Origin of the sequence: Frigoribacterium sp. CG_9.8, assembly GCF_015751965.1 — a bacterium.
In the GTDB taxonomy this organism is placed as follows: Bacteria; Actinomycetota; Actinomycetes; order Actinomycetales; family Microbacteriaceae; genus Lacisediminihabitans.
Genome location: NZ_JADOVH010000004.1, coordinates 23,906 through 41,076, shown reverse-complemented (window position 1 = coordinate 41,076; position 17,171 = coordinate 23,906). Strand labels below are relative to the sequence as shown.

General features: G+C 65.5%; 17 protein-coding genes. 10 read left to right on the top strand and 7 right to left on the bottom strand.

What is annotated here, in order from left to right; genetic code table 11:
- Positions 1-13 precede the first annotated feature (13 nt).
- The 4 genes from IWX88_RS09510 to IWX88_RS09495 are packed head-to-tail and all read left to right on the top strand — an operon-like array spanning position 14 to position 3,732.
- Positions 14-946, top strand: coding sequence for an NADP-dependent oxidoreductase (locus tag IWX88_RS09510; RefSeq protein WP_196829709.1), 933 nt, complete (start codon positions 14-16; stop codon positions 944-946).
- A gap of 9 nt (positions 947-955) precedes the next feature.
- Entirely contained in the window at positions 956-1,924 is a 969-nt protein-coding gene (locus IWX88_RS09505; RefSeq protein WP_196829707.1) for a TatD family hydrolase, read from the top strand.
- On the top strand, positions 1,921-2,763 hold the full coding sequence (rsmA, locus tag IWX88_RS09500; RefSeq protein WP_196829705.1) for a 16S rRNA (adenine(1518)-N(6)/adenine(1519)-N(6))-dimethyltransferase RsmA: 843 nt from the start codon (positions 1,921-1,923) through the stop codon (positions 2,761-2,763). The genes IWX88_RS09505 and rsmA overlap by 4 nt, the downstream gene beginning before the upstream one ends.
- Before the next feature lie 33 nt (positions 2,764-2,796).
- On the top strand, positions 2,797-3,732 hold the full coding sequence (locus IWX88_RS09495) for a 4-(cytidine 5'-diphospho)-2-C-methyl-D-erythritol kinase (protein ID WP_196829703.1): 936 nt from the start codon (positions 2,797-2,799) through the stop codon (positions 3,730-3,732).
- Between the two features lie 94 nt (positions 3,733-3,826).
- Here IWX88_RS09495 and IWX88_RS09490 read toward each other — a convergent pair whose 3' ends face one another.
- Both IWX88_RS09490 and IWX88_RS09485 read right to left on the bottom strand, forming a co-directional pair.
- Positions 3,827-4,501 carry a hypothetical protein gene (locus IWX88_RS09490; protein ID WP_196829701.1) on the bottom strand — a complete coding sequence of 225 codons (675 nt, stop codon included), beginning with the start codon at positions 4,499-4,501 and terminating at the stop codon, positions 3,827-3,829.
- 332 nt (positions 4,502-4,833) lie between these two features.
- Positions 4,834-6,285, bottom strand: coding sequence for a glycosyltransferase 87 family protein (locus IWX88_RS09485; protein ID WP_231369131.1), 1,452 nt, complete (start codon positions 6,283-6,285; stop codon positions 4,834-4,836).
- Positions 6,286-6,433: 148 nt separating this feature from the next.
- Here IWX88_RS09485 and IWX88_RS09480 point away from each other — a divergent pair, with 148 nt between their 5' ends.
- Positions 6,434-7,738, top strand: coding sequence for a molybdopterin-dependent oxidoreductase (locus tag IWX88_RS09480; protein WP_196829699.1), 1,305 nt, complete (start codon positions 6,434-6,436; stop codon positions 7,736-7,738).
- Positions 7,738-8,202 (top strand): hypothetical protein, encoded by a 465-nt coding sequence (locus tag IWX88_RS09475; RefSeq protein ID WP_196829697.1) that lies wholly within the window; start codon positions 7,738-7,740, stop codon positions 8,200-8,202. The genes IWX88_RS09480 and IWX88_RS09475 overlap by 1 nt, the downstream gene beginning before the upstream one ends.
- Here the strand turns inward: IWX88_RS09475 and IWX88_RS09470 are convergent.
- From IWX88_RS09470 to IWX88_RS09460, 3 genes are read right to left on the bottom strand one after another with little or no spacing between them, the layout of a single operon-like run.
- Positions 8,148-8,837: a bifunctional 2-polyprenyl-6-hydroxyphenol methylase/3-demethylubiquinol 3-O-methyltransferase UbiG gene (locus IWX88_RS09470; RefSeq protein WP_196829694.1), complete on the bottom strand. Its 690-nt coding sequence runs from the start codon at positions 8,835-8,837 to the stop codon at positions 8,148-8,150. The two genes, IWX88_RS09475 and IWX88_RS09470, sit on opposite strands and share 55 nt — an antisense overlap.
- Complete coding sequence (locus IWX88_RS09465; protein ID WP_196829692.1) at positions 8,834-9,508, bottom strand: DUF2064 domain-containing protein; 675 nt, start codon at positions 9,506-9,508, stop codon at positions 8,834-8,836. Before IWX88_RS09465 ends, IWX88_RS09470 begins: the two co-directional genes overlap by 4 nt.
- Positions 9,505-10,173 carry a glycosyltransferase family 2 protein gene (locus tag IWX88_RS09460; protein ID WP_196829690.1) on the bottom strand — a complete coding sequence of 223 codons (669 nt, stop codon included), beginning with the start codon at positions 10,171-10,173 and terminating at the stop codon, positions 9,505-9,507. The genes IWX88_RS09465 and IWX88_RS09460 overlap by 4 nt, the downstream gene beginning before the upstream one ends.
- Before the next feature lie 269 nt (positions 10,174-10,442).
- Here IWX88_RS09460 and IWX88_RS09455 point away from each other — a divergent pair, with 269 nt between their 5' ends.
- Genes IWX88_RS09455 through IWX88_RS09445 form a run of 3 tightly spaced genes read left to right on the top strand, consistent with a single transcriptional unit; the run spans position 10,443 to position 13,923 of the window.
- Positions 10,443-11,153 (top strand): response regulator, encoded by a 711-nt coding sequence (locus tag IWX88_RS09455; protein WP_370568285.1) that lies wholly within the window; start codon positions 10,443-10,445, stop codon positions 11,151-11,153.
- Positions 11,150-12,325, top strand: coding sequence for a cell wall metabolism sensor histidine kinase WalK (locus tag IWX88_RS09450; protein WP_196829686.1), 1,176 nt, complete (start codon positions 11,150-11,152; stop codon positions 12,323-12,325). The genes IWX88_RS09455 and IWX88_RS09450 overlap by 4 nt, the downstream gene beginning before the upstream one ends.
- Positions 12,322-13,923: a molybdopterin-dependent oxidoreductase gene (locus tag IWX88_RS09445; protein ID WP_196829684.1), complete on the top strand. Its 1,602-nt coding sequence runs from the start codon at positions 12,322-12,324 to the stop codon at positions 13,921-13,923. The genes IWX88_RS09450 and IWX88_RS09445 overlap by 4 nt, the downstream gene beginning before the upstream one ends.
- Positions 13,924-13,939: 16 nt before the next feature.
- Here the strand turns inward: IWX88_RS09445 and IWX88_RS09440 are convergent, their stop codons facing one another.
- Both IWX88_RS09440 and IWX88_RS09435 read right to left on the bottom strand, forming a co-directional pair.
- Complete coding sequence (locus tag IWX88_RS09440; protein ID WP_196829682.1) at positions 13,940-14,995, bottom strand: NAD(P)-dependent oxidoreductase; 1,056 nt, start codon at positions 14,993-14,995, stop codon at positions 13,940-13,942.
- Positions 14,992-15,936 (bottom strand): MTAP family purine nucleoside phosphorylase, encoded by a 945-nt coding sequence (locus IWX88_RS09435; RefSeq protein ID WP_196829680.1) that lies wholly within the window; start codon positions 15,934-15,936, stop codon positions 14,992-14,994. The genes IWX88_RS09440 and IWX88_RS09435 overlap by 4 nt, the downstream gene beginning before the upstream one ends.
- A 304-nt stretch (positions 15,937-16,240) precedes the next feature.
- Between IWX88_RS09435 and IWX88_RS09430 the strand changes: the two genes are divergently transcribed.
- Positions 16,241-17,161 carry a hypothetical protein gene (locus IWX88_RS09430; RefSeq protein WP_196829678.1) on the top strand — a complete coding sequence of 307 codons (921 nt, stop codon included), beginning with the start codon at positions 16,241-16,243 and terminating at the stop codon, positions 17,159-17,161.
- Positions 17,162-17,171 lie beyond the last annotated feature (10 nt).

Genomic DNA, 17,171 nt, shown 5'->3' with positions numbered 1-17,171 from the left:
GGAGGAATCCACTATGCCGAAAGCCGTTCGATTCAGCAGGTACGGCGGCAGTGAGGTGCTCGACGTGGTCGAGGTGGATGCCCGGGAGCCCGGCCGGCGTGAAGTGCAGGTCTCCGTGGTGAGCGTTGCAATCAACCCGGGGGAGATTCAGGTGCGCCAGGGGCAGTTTCACGACGCGTTCCCCGCCCATTTCCCGGAGGGGCAGGGCAGTGATTTTGCCGGCGTGGTCACCAAGGTCGGTGAGGGCGTCGACTTTCCCCGCGTCGGTGATGAGGTCATCGGCTTCTCGGACAGTCGAGACGCGCAGGCGGAATTCGTGACGATCGACGCAAGCCGGGTGATCCCCAAGCCTCACGCGGTCGACTGGAACGTGGCCGCCTGCCTATTCGTTGCGGGAACCACCGCACGCGCCTGCATCATCGCGGTCGACGTGCGGCCCGGGGACACCGTGGTGGTCGCCGGCGCAGCGGGAGGGGTCGGTATCATTGCAACCCAGCTCGCCGTGCTCGCGGGAGCCGCCGTCGTCGCAACCGCGAGCGAAGAGAACCACGCCTACCTTCGCAGCCTCGGTGCCATTCCGGTGGCCTATGGCCCGGGCCTGGCCGAGCGCATCCGAAAAATCGTCCCGGATGGCGTGGATGCCTTCATCGACACGCACGGCGCCGACAACGTAAAGGTCGCGGTCGAGCTCGGTGTGCCGAAAGACCGGATCAACACCATCACCGACTACGCCGCGAAGAATAAATTTCGGGTGAAGGGCGCTGGGATGTCGACGGTCGAGCCGCGCGAGGTGCTCACCGAGCTCGCCCGGCTGGTCGCAAACGGCGATCTTGAGATCCCGATCTACGCGACCTATCCCCTTGATCGGGTGCGGGCCGCCTACGAACGTCTCGGATTGAGGCACGGGCTCGGCAAGATCGTTCTTGAGGTTCGGCCTGCCGGATAGAATTTGGGCATGCCCGTACCGGAGAAATCTCAAGGTCCGATCCGGCGCCGCGACAGCTCGTCTCAGCAGGGGAAGATCCGCGACCTGAGCTATCCGCCGCTCCCGTCACCGCTGACGGTGGGGGTTTACGACAACCACACCCACCTCGAAATCGGCGACGGCGATGATTTTCTGGACTATCGCGAGCAGCTCGACCGGGCATCGAGCGTCGGCGTGCGCGGCGTTGTGCAGGTGGGTGGCGACCTCGAGACCTCCCGCTGGTCAGCCGAGATGGCGGCACGCGAACCGCGGATGCTCGCGGCCGTCGCCATCCATCCGAACGAGGCTCCGCGCTACGAGGCAGCCGGAGAGCTCGATGCCGCTCTCGCCGAGATCGACCAACTCGCGTCACGCCCGCGAGTGCGGGCAGTCGGGGAGACCGGACTCGACTTCTTCCGCACCGATGAGAGCGGGTGGGGCGCCCAATACCGCTCCTTCGAGGCGCATATCGCCATTGCCAAGAAGCACCAACTCGCGATGCAGATTCACGACCGGGATGCCCACGCCGAGGTGATCTCGACCCTGCGACGCAACGGAGCGCCCGAGAAGACGGTGTTCCACTGCTTCTCTGGCGACGTCGACATGGCCAGGCTCTGCGCCGATAACGGGTGGTATCTCTCCTTCGCCGGCACCGTGACATTCACGAACGCCGGTGCACTGCGCGAGGCGCTGAGCGCTGTGCCGCGCAGCCAGATCCTCATTGAGACGGATGCTCCGTTCCTCACCCCCGTGCCGTATCGGGGTCGCCCGAACGCACCGTATCTGATCCCCACCACCCTGCGATTCATGGCCGACCACCTTGGCACCGATGTCGCGCTGCTGGCCGCCCAGATCACCTCGAATACAGAGCTGGTCTACGGGAGCTGGGATGCCGAGCCGGTGACCCCGGAACTCGGTTCACCCTACGACGAGGCCATCGACTCGTCCGACCTCGCATGAGCCTGCTCGGGCCAGCGGAGATCCGCGACCTCGCCGACCTGCTCGGTATCCAGCCGACCAAAAAGCTCGGGCAGAACTTCGTCATCGACGCAAATACCGTGCGCCGCATCGTCAAAGCGGCGGGAATCGTCTCCGGCCAGAGTGTGGTGGAGGTCGGCCCCGGACTCGGCTCCCTCACCCTCGGGTTGCTCGAGACCGGGGCATCCGTTGTCGCGGTCGAGATCGATACCCGCCTCGCGGCGCAGCTTCCCATCACTGTCGAGCTGTTCCAGGCTGGCGCACCGCTCACGGTGATCACGCAGGACGCAATGACAATCACCGAGCTTCCCGGCGACCCGACGAGCCTCGTCGCCAACCTGCCGTACAACATCTCGGTGCCGGTACTTCTGCACTTTCTCGAACACTTTGCGAGCCTGCAGACTGCTCTGGTGATGGTGCAGGCCGAGGTCGGTCAGCGCATCGCGGCGGATCCGGGCTCCAAGATCTATGGCAGCCCGAGCATCAAGGCGGCCTGGTACGGAAAGTGGCGCACCGCCGGGCAGGTCAGCCGCCAGGTGTTCTGGCCGGTGCCGAACGTCGACTCGATTCTCGTGCGGTTCGATCGGGGAGAACTGCCGGGCACCGAGACCGAGCGGCTCTCGACCTTCGCGCTCGTGGATGCCGCGTTCCAGCAGCGACGCAAAATGCTGCGGCAGTCGCTCTCGGTGCTGCTCGGGGACAGCTCCGCGGCATCCGCTCGCCTCGAAGCGGCCGGAGTGGCACCGACGGCGCGTGGGGAAGAACTGACGGTCGCGGACTTCCTCGCCGTGGCTCGTGCCGGTGCCCCCTCCGGGGCGTAAAACAGGCTTCGAGGGTTCGGCTAGGTTGGTCTAATGACCTCCGCGGCCGCCCCGAAGATGGTGCACGCACGGGCACCGGGCAAGATCAACGTGTTTCTCAAAGTCGGCGCACTGCTCGAAGATGGCTACCACGACGTCGCCACCGCGTATCAGGCGGTATCGCTCTACGAAGACGTCTGGGCGAGAGCCGCGCACGATTTCTCGGTGACCTTCACCGGATCGATCGACACCTCTGCGCTCGCGACCGACGGGTCGAATCTCGCGATCAAGGCGGCGACGATGCTGGCGCACCGCGCGGGCTATCGCCGGGGCGTGCATCTGGAGATCGAGAAGCACGTACCGATAGCGGGAGGCATGGGCGGCGGATCTGCGGATGCCGCGGCCACTCTTCTCGCCTGCGACAGCCTCTGGGGTACCGATCTCAGCCGCGAAGACCTGCTCGATCTCGCGACCCAGCTCGGCTCCGATGTGCCCTTCGCCTTAACCGGCGGCACGGCGATCGGCACGGGTCGCGGCGACCAGTTGAGCCCCGCACTCGCCGCTGGCAGCTTCCAGTGGGTGCTTGCGCTCGCTGACTTCGGCATGAGCACACCCCGTGTCTACACCGAACTCGATCGCCACCGTGACCGGCATGCACAGGACATCTTCCCCGCCTCGATGCAGCCGCAGGTGGATGCCAGCGTGCTTCAGGCCCTGCGCGCGGGGGATCCGCACATGCTCGCCGAAGTGCTGCACAACGACCTGCAGGCTCCCGCTCTGCATCTCGAATCGCGGCTCGGAGCAGTGATCGAGCTCGGGGAGGAGAACGGTGCGCTCGCGGGCATCATCTCGGGCTCCGGGCCGACTGTCGCCTTCCTCGCGGCGGACCCCGATGCCGCCCTCGAGTTGCAGATCGCCCTCAGCGCAGCCCGGCTCACGGTAGTGCGGGCGACCGGTCCGGTGCACGGCGCGAGGCTCATCGGCTCCTGAGCTGCCGGGGTTCCGCCCTGCGCACAGTGTGCACACCGCACGGCGAAGGGCCCGCTGCGCAGTGCGCAGCGGGCCCTTCGATGAATCAGCGCTACTACTTGGCGATGACCGTGATCTTGGCGATACCGACGAGCAGCTGCGACTTGACGGCTTCGGTCTTGAACGTCTTGTTGAGGAGGCCGGCAGCATCAGCCGAGATGTGCACGGTGGTGCCCTCGAGGATGGCGTTGTTGCCGTCCATCTGGAGCGGCTTGAGGGTTCCACCGTACAGGTTGAACAGGTCGACCTGGGTGGCGGCGGAGGTGCCATTGACCGAGACGTCACCGTACAGGATGGACTTGCCCGGGTCGATGGTGAAGTTGGTCAGTTCAACCTTGGTTCCACTGGCGGTCAGCGAGAAGCCGGATCCCTCGTGCTTGATTGTGCCCTGCACATACGGGCGGAGCTTCATGGCCGGGTCGTAGTAGTCGACGTTTCCACCGGTGATGGGGAAGTGCAGGCTGCCGTCGGTGAGAGTTGCGGTGCCGACGGTGCCGGGGGTGAGGCCGAGGGAGGTGAGCGCGGCAGCGAAGCCCGCGTCGAGCAGCACCGCGGTGTCGACACCGGTGAGAGCCGGGATGGAGGCAAGCGGCTTCTGCATCGCGGGAGCCGACGAGGCCTTCGTGTCGGAGGAGGCGCCGGTGCTTGCGGGGCTTGAGCAGGCGGCGAGGCCTGCAACGAGAAGTCCAGCGGTGATGATGCCGACTGTTGCCTTGTGGAATTTGCGCATGATGTGATCCTTAGGTTTTCGCCAGTCCGTGGTGACAAGCGGTTCTGGATATTGGTTCGGCCTCCCTCGCCAAACGGTTTGGGTTTAGCCCGAGCTGTTACCGTTCCGTTATGTTTCCCAGCAAACATCCAGCAAAAATCGCCGGAATTACGGGGCTTTTTACCGACCGTGGCGCAGGGATGAGGTGCCCGGGCCGTGGCGCGCCGGCCAGCGCGGTAGCGGCATCCGGTCACTCTGTGGGGCCGAGGGCGGATGCCGCGGCTCGCCAGCGGCGTGTTGCGGGCGACACGCCGAACGAATCCGGAAACTCCGCTGTGGGCCGCAGGCGGGGACTAGGTGCGCGACACCCCGCGCAGCATGGCCAGCGGATGCCGCAGTCGCGCGCGTCCATCCGGGCCGGTACGCCACAGCGCCATGGCAATGATCACAACGATGGCCGCCGCGATGGCCGCCTGGTACACGCCCTGGTTCGAAGTGAACAGGCGAACAGTGAGGGCGAGTGGCACGGCGAACCACTCCCATCGGCCACTGAGCGCGATGAACGGCACGAGCAGCAGTGCGTACCAGGGGTAGCGCGGCGACACGATGAGCAGCGTGGTGCCGATCATGACGAGCTGCCCGAGCCACGGCGCATCCGGATTCGTTTTCCACCACACCAGAATCGCCGTGATCAGCAGCAACACGGCGGCCACCACGAGTGAGGCCGATGCCGGAACGAACAGCGCGAGCAGGGCGAAACGGCTGCCGTCGTTGTAGCCCTCCTCGGAGAGGTACCCCGGCAGGTAGCCGAGCACGGCGATGCCGGTGGTGATGACATAGGGGACGTAGAGCACCGCGAAGGCGACGATCGAGGCCACGATCACCTTCCACGGCTGTCGACGCAGGAGTGCGGGAGCCGCGATCACCGGCACCAGCTTGACGGCGATCGCTGCACCAAGCGCAATACCCCCGCGAAAGCGCAGGCCGCGGGAGACCAGCAGCGTCGCAACGAGGGCGAGCAGCGTGCCGAGGATGTCGATGTGCGAGTTGGTGATCGCCTCCGTCGCGACGATCGGGCTCCACCCCCAGAGTGCGGCCCAGCGCGGATCGAGGTTGCGACGCCTCAGCGCCACAATGAGCATCGCGGTGATGGCGAGGCTCATCAGTAGGCCGGTGAGCTGCAGCGGCCAATACTCGGCCGAGGGGCCAGTGATCAGGCGAACTCCGGCGAAGAATATCTCTGCAGCTGCCGGATAGATCGTGGGGACCTTCGGGCGGTTAAGAGCGCTACACAGCGGCTCGTGGCTCGGTAGGGAGAAGGTCGGGTCGGCACGTGGATCGGCGCACCGGTAGCTTCCGTCCGCATTCGCAAGTGGAGCGGCGAATAGCCAGTCGGGGCGCAAAGGTGCGAGCGCATCGGCCACCGGCAGGTATTTATAGGGTGAGATGCCGGCGTTTTGAACGATGCCGTCCCAGGCATATCTCGCCGAATCGGTGCTCGTGTTCGGTGGACCAGCCATGGCCGCACCACCGATCAGCGCAGAGCCGATGAGTACGAGCGCGATCGCCGGCCGCGTCTTCATGCGACGAAGGGCGAGGATCGCCAGGATGAATAAAGCCCACAGCCCCACCGTGCAGGCGATGAAGGCGGTGGGATGCGCCCGGTCGAAATAGCCGAGCGCGATCACCGAATATGCGGTGAGCCCCGCCATGGCTGCGGCAAGCACCGCGGCCGCGACGGTTGGCACGACGGTCGGCACGACGGTCGAGTCGAGGGGAGAACGGTGGGGCGCTGGGAGTGTCATCGGTCCTCATACTGCCGGAATACCGCCGGAACAGTGCGCGTCTGGTGTCCCGACGCACTCGGCGCAGCGATCGGCGCAGCCACTGGCGTTTCTGAATCGTAAGATTTCGGCGGCACGGCGGAGGGCATCCGGGTGCTCTGATTGAGTCATGCGTCGCCTGCTGCTTGAAACGCGACGGGTGCTTTCGACTCCGTCGCGGCATCCGCGCATGGCCGTCGTGCTCGGACGCCTGCTCGGCATCGCCTTCCTGGTCTGCTTCGGCACCGGGCTATACAGCCACTTTTTGCAGGAGCCACTGCCCTGGATGGTCTTCCCCACCCGGCCCCAGACGCTCTATCAGGTGAGCCAGGGCCTCCACATCACCACCGGTATCGTCTGCTTCCCGCTCATCCTCGGCAAGCTGTACGTGGTTTACCCCGGGCTGTTCCAGACGCCACCGATCAAGAATTTCGTCGGGTTCCTCGAACGTGCGTCGATTGCGATCTTCGTGGCGGCATCGCTGGTGCAGATCGTGACAGGGCTGCTCAACACTTACCAGTGGTATCCGTTCCCCTTCCCGTTCAAGCAGACGCACTGGGCGCTCTCCTTCGTCATCATCGGCTCGCTCGCCATCCACATCGCTGTCAAACTGCCGGTGATCTCGCGCTATTGGACACGCTCCCGCAGTTTCGACGCCGAGGGAAATCTGCTGCTCGATGACGAAGATCTGCCTCTCACCAGAGCGGATGTCGCTGTCGAACTCGCCGAGACGACCCGCGAGCCCGTCGGCCCGATCTCTCGCCGCGTCGACGGTCTCACCGGCCGCCTTTTCGACTGGATCGACAGCGCACGTCCCCGAACTGACAGCCCGAAGCAGGCACGGGTCTCTCGCCGTGGCTTCGTGGCGACCATCGGAGTGTCGGCGGCGGCAGTCGTCGCGCTCACGGCGGGCCAGTCGTTCCGGGTGCTCGACGGGATCAACGTCTTCGGCCCGCGGAAGAACTTTGTCGGTCCGAACGATCTGCCGGTCAACCGCACCGCTCGGGCGGCGCAAGTCACGGATGCCCTCACCGACGCCGATTGGCAGCTCGCCGTGAGCCGCGGCGCGGTCGTCACGACCTACTCTCGCGCCGACCTCGAGGCGATGACCCTGCACACCGTCGACCTGCCGATCGCTTGCGTCGAGGGCTGGAGCCAGATGGCGACATGGCGCGGCGTGCGCCTGCGAGACCTGCTGGACGCCGTGGGGGCGCATCCGGACGAAGACCTTCGTCTCACCAGCCTGGAGTCAGCGGGCGGCTACCGGGTCACCGAAATGGGACACGAGTATGCGCAGGATGACCTGACGCTGGTGGCCCTCGAGGTCAACGGTAAGCCACTCGACATCGACCACGGCTTCCCGGCACGAATGATCGCGCCGGGACGGCCAGGGGTGCTGCAGACCAAGTGGCTCTCGAAACTCGAGGTGATCTGATGCGTATCGACGCAGTAAAGGCGTGGCGTACCGCTCTGGTGGTGATTGGCGTGCTGCTGCTGCTGCTCGGCGCCTATGTTCTGGTTGACACCGTCAAGCCGATCAAGATCGCCGGCATCGCGCTGTGGTTCGTGCTCGCGCTGATTGTGCATGACGGCATCATCGCGCTGGTGACTTTCGGCGTGGCGTTCTTGCTTCGCAAGGCCGGGCGCACGGTGCCGATCGTGGTGCTCGCGATTGTGCAAGCTGGTCTCGTAGTGATGTCGATCCTCGCGATCATCGTGCTGCCGGCGGTCTACAAGAAGTCGATCGGCACGAAAAACCCCACGGTGTTGCCGCTCGATTATGGCCCGGCGCTCGTGCTGGCCTGGGTGGTCATCGTGGTGATCACGGCTCTCGCCGTGGTTGGCTATGTCGCTCTTGCGAGACGGCAGAAGAACCGGCCGTCGATTTCCCAGGACTGAACGAGCCGCAGCCCGATCCGCATTGCGCGATGAATCAGGGCGGTCTCACCGATTTCCGCCCACGGAAAGGCGTCGCTCTGGTGCCCGCTGATGTTGACAACAGTGCCGTCATACATGTGGTCGCGCAGCGGCTCCGCGTGCACCTCAACGACAATCACGCCATCGACAGCGATCAGTTCGCCGCAGCGTTCGAGCAGGACAGACGGATCTCCGCCGATGCCGATATTGCCGTCGACCAGTAGCGCAGCACCCCAGAGGCCCTCGCGGGGGAGCCGTTCGAAGACCGAGCGATTGAGCACCATCAGGCCGGATTCGCGGGCGATCTCCACTGCCGTCTCCGATACATCGATGCCGAGCGCGGTGAGTCCGCGGTGCATCGCCGCGCGCACCATTCGCCCCGGTCCGCAGCCGATGTCCAGCACGGCACCGTGGATGCCCTCGAGGAGGCCCAGATCCGCCGCATCCGCCTCGTCATTCCAGCGCGAGACATCCATGGCCCGCGACGGGGTGAGCGAATCGGAATCGACATCGCGCAGGTAGAGCATCTGGTCGTCACGACGCAGGGCGCGGGCGTAGGGTTCAGCGCCGCCGGATCCGAAGGTCGCGAAGGCCGGGTCGGTCATCGCGTCGCTCATCGATTCGATTCCGGATCTGCCGCAGTTGTCGGGGCGATTTCCACAATGGCAGAGTCTGCTCTGAACGACGCGAGGGTGTGGGCGAACTCGGTGTGCGGGGCGAGGGCGGCTACCCGGTCAGCATCGTCGATGGTGTCGACGTCGAGCAGTTCGGGAAGCATCCGCACGCGCAGTCCCGCCTCGGTCAGGCGCGCGAGCTGCAACTGACCGGTGTCATCGCGAGACATCGGAACACCGCGAATGAGCGAACCGTCGGGCTCGGCCATCGCGATCGTCCAGTAGCCGCCATCGCTTGCGAGGCCGAGAAACGCGTCGATATCGGTGGGCCACTCAACGAAAAGCGGTGCAAGAATCGCGGCATCCAGCTGAGGCGTATCCATGCCGATCAGCACTGTCGGCCCCTCACACTCGTCGAAAATCGCTCCGAGACGCATATCCAGATCCCCGCTCACTTGATGTATCACGTCATAGCGTTCGGAGCCGAGGGGCAAAAGGTTGCCATCGAACAGCAGAATTCGTTGGGAAGCCTCAAGCTCGCTCACCGCGCGGAAGGTATCGGACAGGCTCGCAGACGCGAGAGTGGCCGCCTGTTGGAGAGTGAGCGGGGGGTGCAATCGTGTTTTCACCCGCCCGGGAATGCACTCCTTGGCGATGATGATGAGCGTGGTCACTGGGACTTTGCCCTCAGCAGTCGGGACATGTCGGTGATGGCCACGATGGTGCCGCGGATGGTGCCGGTCACCTTGGAGCGACCGATGCGGGGAGAGTACGGGGTGGTTTTCTCGACGATCGTCCAGCCCGCCCGCGAGGCCTTCAGCACCATTTCGAGCGGATAGCCGCTGCGACGATCGGTGAGGTTGAGGGCGAGAAGTGCGTCCCGGTGAGCCGCCCGCATCGGTCCGAGGTCGTGCAGCGGCACCCCGGTCGCCCGGCGCATGAGCCACGCCAGGGCGAAGTTCGCGAATCGGGCGTGGACCGGCCACGCCTTACCGGTGGTGGGCCGACGGCGGCCGAGGGCGAGGTCCGCTGTGCCGCTTTCCACGAGTGCGACGAGCGGCACCAGATCCTGGGGATCCATCGAGGCATCAGCATCGCAGAACGTGACGATCGGAGCCGTTGCCGCGAGTAATCCGGCGTGGGCGGCCGCACCGAACCCCCGTCGCGGTTCACGCACGACCAGGGCTCCGGCAGCTTCGGCGATTTGGGCCGAACGGTCTGTCGATCCGTTATCGACGACGATTGCGCGATACCCGTCCGGCAGTCGCGCGAGCACCCAGGGCAGTGCGCCCTCCTCGTTCAGGCACGGCAGCACAATATCGACGAGCGCGATGGTCACGCGACTAAGCGTATGAGGCGCCGAGCACTGGAGTGACCTCCAACTCTTACGAAATGCTGACCGATCGCTGGTGCAGGCTGTCCGGCGCTGGATTCGGCGGGTTACCCGCCTATCCTGAGCAAGTGAGCTCGCTATCCACCGCAGCGCCGACAAGGGCCCCTGTGCCTGCTGCCACCCCTGTGCCCGCTACCACCCCTGTGCCCGCTACCACCCCTGTGCCCGCTACCACCCCTGTGCCCGCTACCACCCCTGTGCCCGCTACCACCCCTGTGCCCGACCAACTTCGAGATCGCCGCATTCTGGTGGTGGATGACGACGTCACTGTCTCCGAGGTCGTCTGCAGCTATCTGCGCTCGGCCGGCTTCATCGTGGAGAGCGTGGCCGACGGCCTCAGCGCCGTCGAGACGGCCGCCCGCATCCGCCCGGATCTGGTGGTGCTTGATCGGATGTTGCCGGGCATCGACGGGGTCGAGGTGTGTCGCCGCATTCGGGCCGAACGCGCGGTGCCGGTGATTATGCTGACGGCGTTGCGCGAGGAGGAGGATCGAATCGACGGCCTTGAGGCTGGCGCTGACGACTATCTTGCCAAGCCTTTTTCGCCGCGGGAACTGGTGCTGAGAGTGCAGTCCGTGTTGCGCCGCAGCCTGCCAGAGTTCTCGCCGGAGTCGATCCTCGATGTGGGTGACTTCCGCCTGGACGTGTCCTCCCGCCAGTTGGCACTCCGGGGGCAGCCGATCGCCCTCACCATTCGCGAGTTCGACCTGATCGCCTTCCTGCTGAAGCATCCGCACCAGGTATTCGGTCGCGAAGAACTGCTCCGTGCTGTCTGGGGATGGGAGTTCGGTGACCTTTCCACCGTGACCGTTCACGTGCGTCGGCTGCGGGAGAAGATCGAGGTGGATGCCGCGCATCCGACCGTGATCTGCACCGTCTGGGGCGTTGGGTATCGCTTTGATAGCGCCCCGGCGGTGAGCAGATGAGTGCGACTGACCTGCTGACGGTGTCGCTCCTCGCCCTCGCCTGCGCGGGCGCGGTCGGAGCGGTCACGCTCGTGGTGCTTCGGTTCATGACCCGCACTTCGCTCGTGCTGCAGCTGTGCGTCGTGGTGCTCGCCGCGGTGCTCTCGATCACCGGGGGTGTGTGGCTCGCGGCCTCGGCGATGCTCGTCACAGCCGAAGACCTGTTTGTGCAGGTGTCTGTTGCGGCGATCGCCGGAATTGTCTCGCTCGCGCTCGCCGTGGTGCTCGGCCGTTCGCTCGTGCGAAACAGCCGCCAGCTGATCGCTGCGACTCGGCTCATCGGCACCGACGAGGGGATGGTCGAGCAGGTGCGGCACTCGAGCAACGAGTTTGCCGCACTCGCCCTCGAGTTGATCGCGACCAACACTCGGCTCGCCGAGTCCCGTGCGCGCGAGGCGCTCGCAGAGAACTCGCGGCGCGAACTCGTGGCATGGATATCGCACGACCTGCGCAGTCCGCTTGCCGGCATCCGTGCCATGGCCGAAGCACTCGAAGACGGCATGGTCGATGAGCCGAATCGGTACTACGTGAAGATGCGTAACCAGGTCGACCGCATGAGTGGAATGGTCGACGACTTGAACGAGCTGTCCCGCATCCACTCGGGGTCTCTGCGCCTGTCGATGCAGAAAGTGTCGCTCTACGACCTCATCAGCGACGTGGTGGCCGAGCTCGGTCCGTTCGCCGAGTCCCGATCTATTTCGCTCGTTGGGGACGGTGCGCGGGAGCTCATGATCCTCGCCGATCCGAGGGAGCTCTCCCGTGTCGTCGGCAACCTGGTGATGAACTCGATCCAGCACTCGCCTGCTGGCAGTCCGATTACGGTGAGTGCCAGGCAGAGTGATGACGGACTCGCCGTAATCTCAGTGATCGATGCTGCGGGCGGGATCCCAGAGAAGGATCTCGGACGCGTCTTCGAGGCCGGCTGGCGCGCGAGCAACTCGCGCACCCCCGAGGCGGCGACCTCCCGCTCCGGTGGTGCGGGTCTCGGGCTTGCGATCGTGCAGGGGATCGTGCAGGCCCATCGCGGCCGCGTCGTCGTACAGAACGTGCCGGGCGGATGTCGCTTTGACGTGTTCCTTCCGCCGATTGGATCGGGGGATGGGTTGTCAACGCCTCAGCCGGTGACCGCATGAGCGTCGACACCGGGCTAGCGCCCCGAACAGCTGCCGCGTGGGCGGCGTTCACCGGGGTGATGGCCGCCGCGGTCGTGCTCGGGGTCGCCGAATTCGGATCACTGTTCGTCGGTGCCGCGGGCAGCCCGCTGTTCGCGGTCGGATCTCTCGTGATCGACCTGGCGCCGGCCGGTGTCAAGGAGTTCGTGATCGCGCTCTTCGGCACCGGGGATAAGGCGGCGCTTCTCACGCTGATGGGTGTGCTCATTGTCGTGATCTCGGCAGGAGCCGGCGTGCTCGAATTGCGGCGTCCCCCGTTCGGGATGATCGTGATCGGCATCGGCGGTGTCGTCGCACTCATCGCGGTGGTCACCCGCGCCGGTGCGACCGGGTTCAGCGGGATCGCCACCGTCGTCGGAGCCGTCGCGGGAGTCGTGGTGCTGCGGCTCGCGATCGAACGCCTCGGCCTGTGGGTGCGTGCAGCTGAACGTCGGGCTCTGCGTATCGGGGATGCTCCGGATCAGGTGGCATCCGTTGCCGGGCCACAGCTCGAGCGGCGCGGCTTCCTGACCTTCGCGGTCGTCGCGGGTGCGGCATCCGTCGTCGTCGGCACCGGGGCGCGGCTGATGAACGCGACGTCGAACCGGGTGGCCGCCATCCGCACGAAGATTGCGCTGCCGAAGGCCGCCGTCGCCGCGGAGCCAGTGCCCGCGGGCGTCATGCTCGACGTGCCAGGGATCACCCCGTTCATCACACCGACCGCGGACTTCTACCGAATCGACACGGCGCTGCAGGTGCCATCGATCGACCCCGATAAGTGGAGGCTGAAGGTCACCGGAATGGTGGAGAACGAGATCTCCCTGAGCTTCGCTGAACTGCTGGCGAAGCCGCTGGAGGAGCATCTCGCCACCCTCACCTGCGTGTCGAACGACGTGGGTGGCGATCTGATCGGGAATGCGCTCTGGCTGGGCTATCCGCTTCGCGAGTTGCTCGCGCAGGCGGTACCGAAGGCGGGAGCGGACATGGTGCTCTCCACCAGCATCGACGGCTTCACCGCGGGTACGCCGCTGTCCGTTCTGCAGGATGCGGGGACGAACGCCATGCTCGCGGTCGGTATGAATGGTGAGGCGCTGCCGCTTGAACACGGCTTTCCGGTGCGGATGGTCGTGCCCGGACTGTACGGCTACGTCTCGGCGACCAAGTGGGTGGTCGAGCTCAAGGTGACGAAGTTCTCGGAAGATCAGGGCTACTGGACCCCGCGCGGCTGGGACGCCAAGGGTCCGATCAAGCTTGCCTCCCGCATCGATACACCGCGCCCAGGGGATGCCATTGCTGCAGGAACGATCGCGATCGCCGGCGTGGCTTGGGATCAACACGTGGGAGTCACGGCTGTGGAGGTGCAGGTGGATGACGGTCCGTGGGTGGAAGCCGTGCTCGCCGACTCGATCTCCGCAGACACCTGGCGTCAGTGGGTCTACCGCTGGCCGGCCAGCCCGGGTTCGCATAAGATCCAGGTTCGGGCGACGGATGCCGAGGGCACAACCCAGCGCCAGACCTACCGGGCGCCGGCCCCCAATGGCTCAGAGGGCTGGCACTCGATCACGGTCTCCGTCAGCTGACGGCGCTGGCCGCGCCTCAGGTGACCGCCGCCCGCAGCGGGGCGCTCGCGAACTCGGCCATCCCCGCGTCGAAGCTCACCAGCGGACTCCAGCCGAGCTCTGACTTCAGGCGTTCGGATGACGCGGTGATGTGCCGCACGTCACCCAGACGGTATTCACCAGTGATCACCGGCCCGGGCCCGCCGGTATTGCGGCTGAGGGCATGCGCGAGATCCCCGATGGTGTGCACGATTCCACTGCCGACGTTGAAGGCACGAAACGCTTCGCCCGGCCCCGCTAGCGACTCGATCGCGCTGAGATTCGCGGATGCAACGTCCCGAACATGGACGAAGTCCCGCCGCTGCGCACCGTCCTCGAATACTCGGGGTGCCTCCCCGCGTTCGAGCGCCGAGCGGAACAGGGAGGCAACTCCGGCATAGGGCGTGTTCTGAGGCATCCCCGGTCCGTAGACATTGTGGTACCTCAGGGCAATAGCCCGCCCACCGGTGGATCGTGCCCAGGCGGCGGCGAGGTACTCCTGCGCGAGCTTCGAGGCGGCGTACACGTTGCGCGGATCGAGCGGGGCGTCTTCAGTGATGAGTTCCGGCTGCAGGGGGCGGCCATCGGAATCCAACGGATCGAAGTGTCCGGCGTCGAGATCTTCGACCCGTCGGGCCGCTGGCCGCCTCGAGCGTCCCGAGCTGTCACGGTAGTTACCTTCGCCGTAGACCACCATCGAGGATGCCGCGACGAGTCGTTCGACATCGGACCGCGCCATGGCGGCAAGCAACACGGCCGTGCCGAGGTCATTGCTTGCGACATAGTCCGGAGCATCCTCGAATGACACCCCGAGGCCTACCTTGGCGGCTTGGTGGCAGACGACATCTACCCCGAAAAGAGCGACGGCGAGGGCATCCGGATCTCGCACGTCGGCCGTGATGAACTCGACGCGCGGGTCGGCACGGTAATCGCCGCCGTGCACGTCCGGGCGAAGGGAGTCGATCACGCGCACGCGCCAGCCCTTTTCGAGGGCCGCGTCGACGATCGCGGAGCCGATGAAGCCAGCACCACCAGTAATCAATACCGTGGTCATCGCGTCACCCCTTTCACGCCTGTCAGATCTGTTAATGCAGCGCGTACCGGTCTGGCCAGCACTGCCTCGACCTCGGCCGGATCGATGCTCTGACTGGCGCTGTATCCATCGGGCAGTGCGCGAATGATGGCCGCGATCGCCGCGACGATGCGGGGCTGGGCCGCTGCGAGGCGTCGCAGCACGAGCTGGTGGCTCACGGCATCCGGGTCCGGGTCGCTGGGGTGCGGTGTGGTGGGGCTCGCGTTGCGTGCGCTCTCGTCGCTGGGGTGCGCGTCGCTTGCGTGGGGGGCCAGTCCCGCGTCGCTGTCGGTGACGTAGGACAGGTTGACCGTGTCGATGTTGAGCTCGGCGGCGAGTGGCACCTCCGGATACATCGTCATGTTCACGGTATGTGCCCCCGCGGCGGCAAACCACAGCGACTCTGCGCGGGTGGAGAACCGCGGACCCTGGATCACGACAACCGTTCCCGAGGTCTTGACAGTCTCGCCAGCCAACATCGGCTCGTCGGCGAGCGCGCGGGCGGCAATGTGGTGGAGCTCTGGCGCGAAGGGATCGGCGGCTGCCAGGTGCTGCACCGAACCCTCGTCGAAGAAGGTGTCTGGGCGACCGCTCGTTCGATCGATGAACTGGTCGGTGAGCACGAAAGTGCCTGGCGCATACTCGGCAGTCACGCCTCCCACCGCAGAGGAGGAGAGGATGACGCGCACCCCGAGGCTCGCGAGCGCCCAGATATTCGCCCGATAGTTGATGAGGTGCGGGGCGACCGAATGGCTGACGCCATGTCGGGTGAGGAAGGCCGCGCGGCGCCCACCGAGTTGGCCGACGGTGACCTCCGTCGGTCCGTAGGGGGTTTCGATGCGGTGAGTCTCGCTCTCGGCCGGGTCGAAGAGCGAGTAGAGGCCGGAACCCCCGATGACGGCGATGGTGATTGCAGCATCCATTCCTCTATTCTCCCCTGCCCCCTGCCCCCTGCCCCCTGCCCCCTGGGCCCTGGGCCTTTTCTCGCCCCTTACTTTTTGCTCCTCATCTCAGCTCTTCTCTTTCTCTCTCCAGTTTCTCTTCTTTCTCCTCTCCCGTTCCGCTCTCTGTTCCCCTCACCTCTCTCGAATCGACTTGGTAGACGTTGGTACTTATAGGGGTAGTCAAGTCGCAACGTCTATCAAGTCGATTGGTATGCGGGTTGGCAGGTGGCTTGGCATGTGGATTGTTCGAGCGCGACTCTCGCATAATGGGAGACTATTCAGGATGCCGAAGCGCGAACCCCTGCCGACGCAATTTGTCGGCATCCCATTTGCTGCAGCTGACGCGCGAGACTGCGGAATCTCCGCGTCACGGCTGCGCGCATCCGATCTCCGGGTGCCGATCCGTGGGGTGCGCGAGCCTCGCACCGCAGAAAACTCGTTCGAGCTGCAGATCGGCAGATATGCCGCTCACATGGCTGAGGATGAATACTTCAGCCACGTCACCGCCGCGAAGCTCTACGGTATTCCGCTGCCGCGCCATCTCGAAAATATGCCGATTGTCCATGTCAGCGTGCACGAACCGGCCTTCCCGCCACGAGTGCGCGGTATCGCCGGCCACCGTCTGTCTGTACCAATCGCCCCCCGAACGCGCAACGGATTTCGGATGGTTTCGCCGGCACGAACCTTCACGCAGCTTGCCGCAGTGCTCAGCCATGACGATCTCGTTATTGCGGGTGACTTCCTGGTGAAGCGAAAAGCTCCGCTGTGCACGCTGGAGGAATTGGCAGCGGCGGTGAACTCGATGGGGCCGGCACGCGGAGCACGCTCCGCACGGCTCGCGCTGCCGGAGGTACGCCAGGGGACGGATTCGCCGATGGAGACGCGAACCCGGCTGATGATCGTGCGCGCACAACTACCGGAGCCGGTCATCGGTCATACGGTGCGAGACGAGAACGGCGATTTCATCGGCACGCCGGACCTCGCTTACGTGCGGGAGCGGATCGCTATCGAGTATCAGGGAAGCGACCACTGGACGAATCCCGCTGTCTTTGCGGATGACATCGAGCGCCGAATCCTGTTTGAGCGGGCCGGTTGGGTCGTCATCCTCGTCATTGCGAAGCACATCTTTTCAAATCCGCACTGGACGGCGGAGCGTATCCGCGAAGCTCTGCGGGATCGCGCAAATCTCCCGCCCCTTCCGTAACACCGCCTGA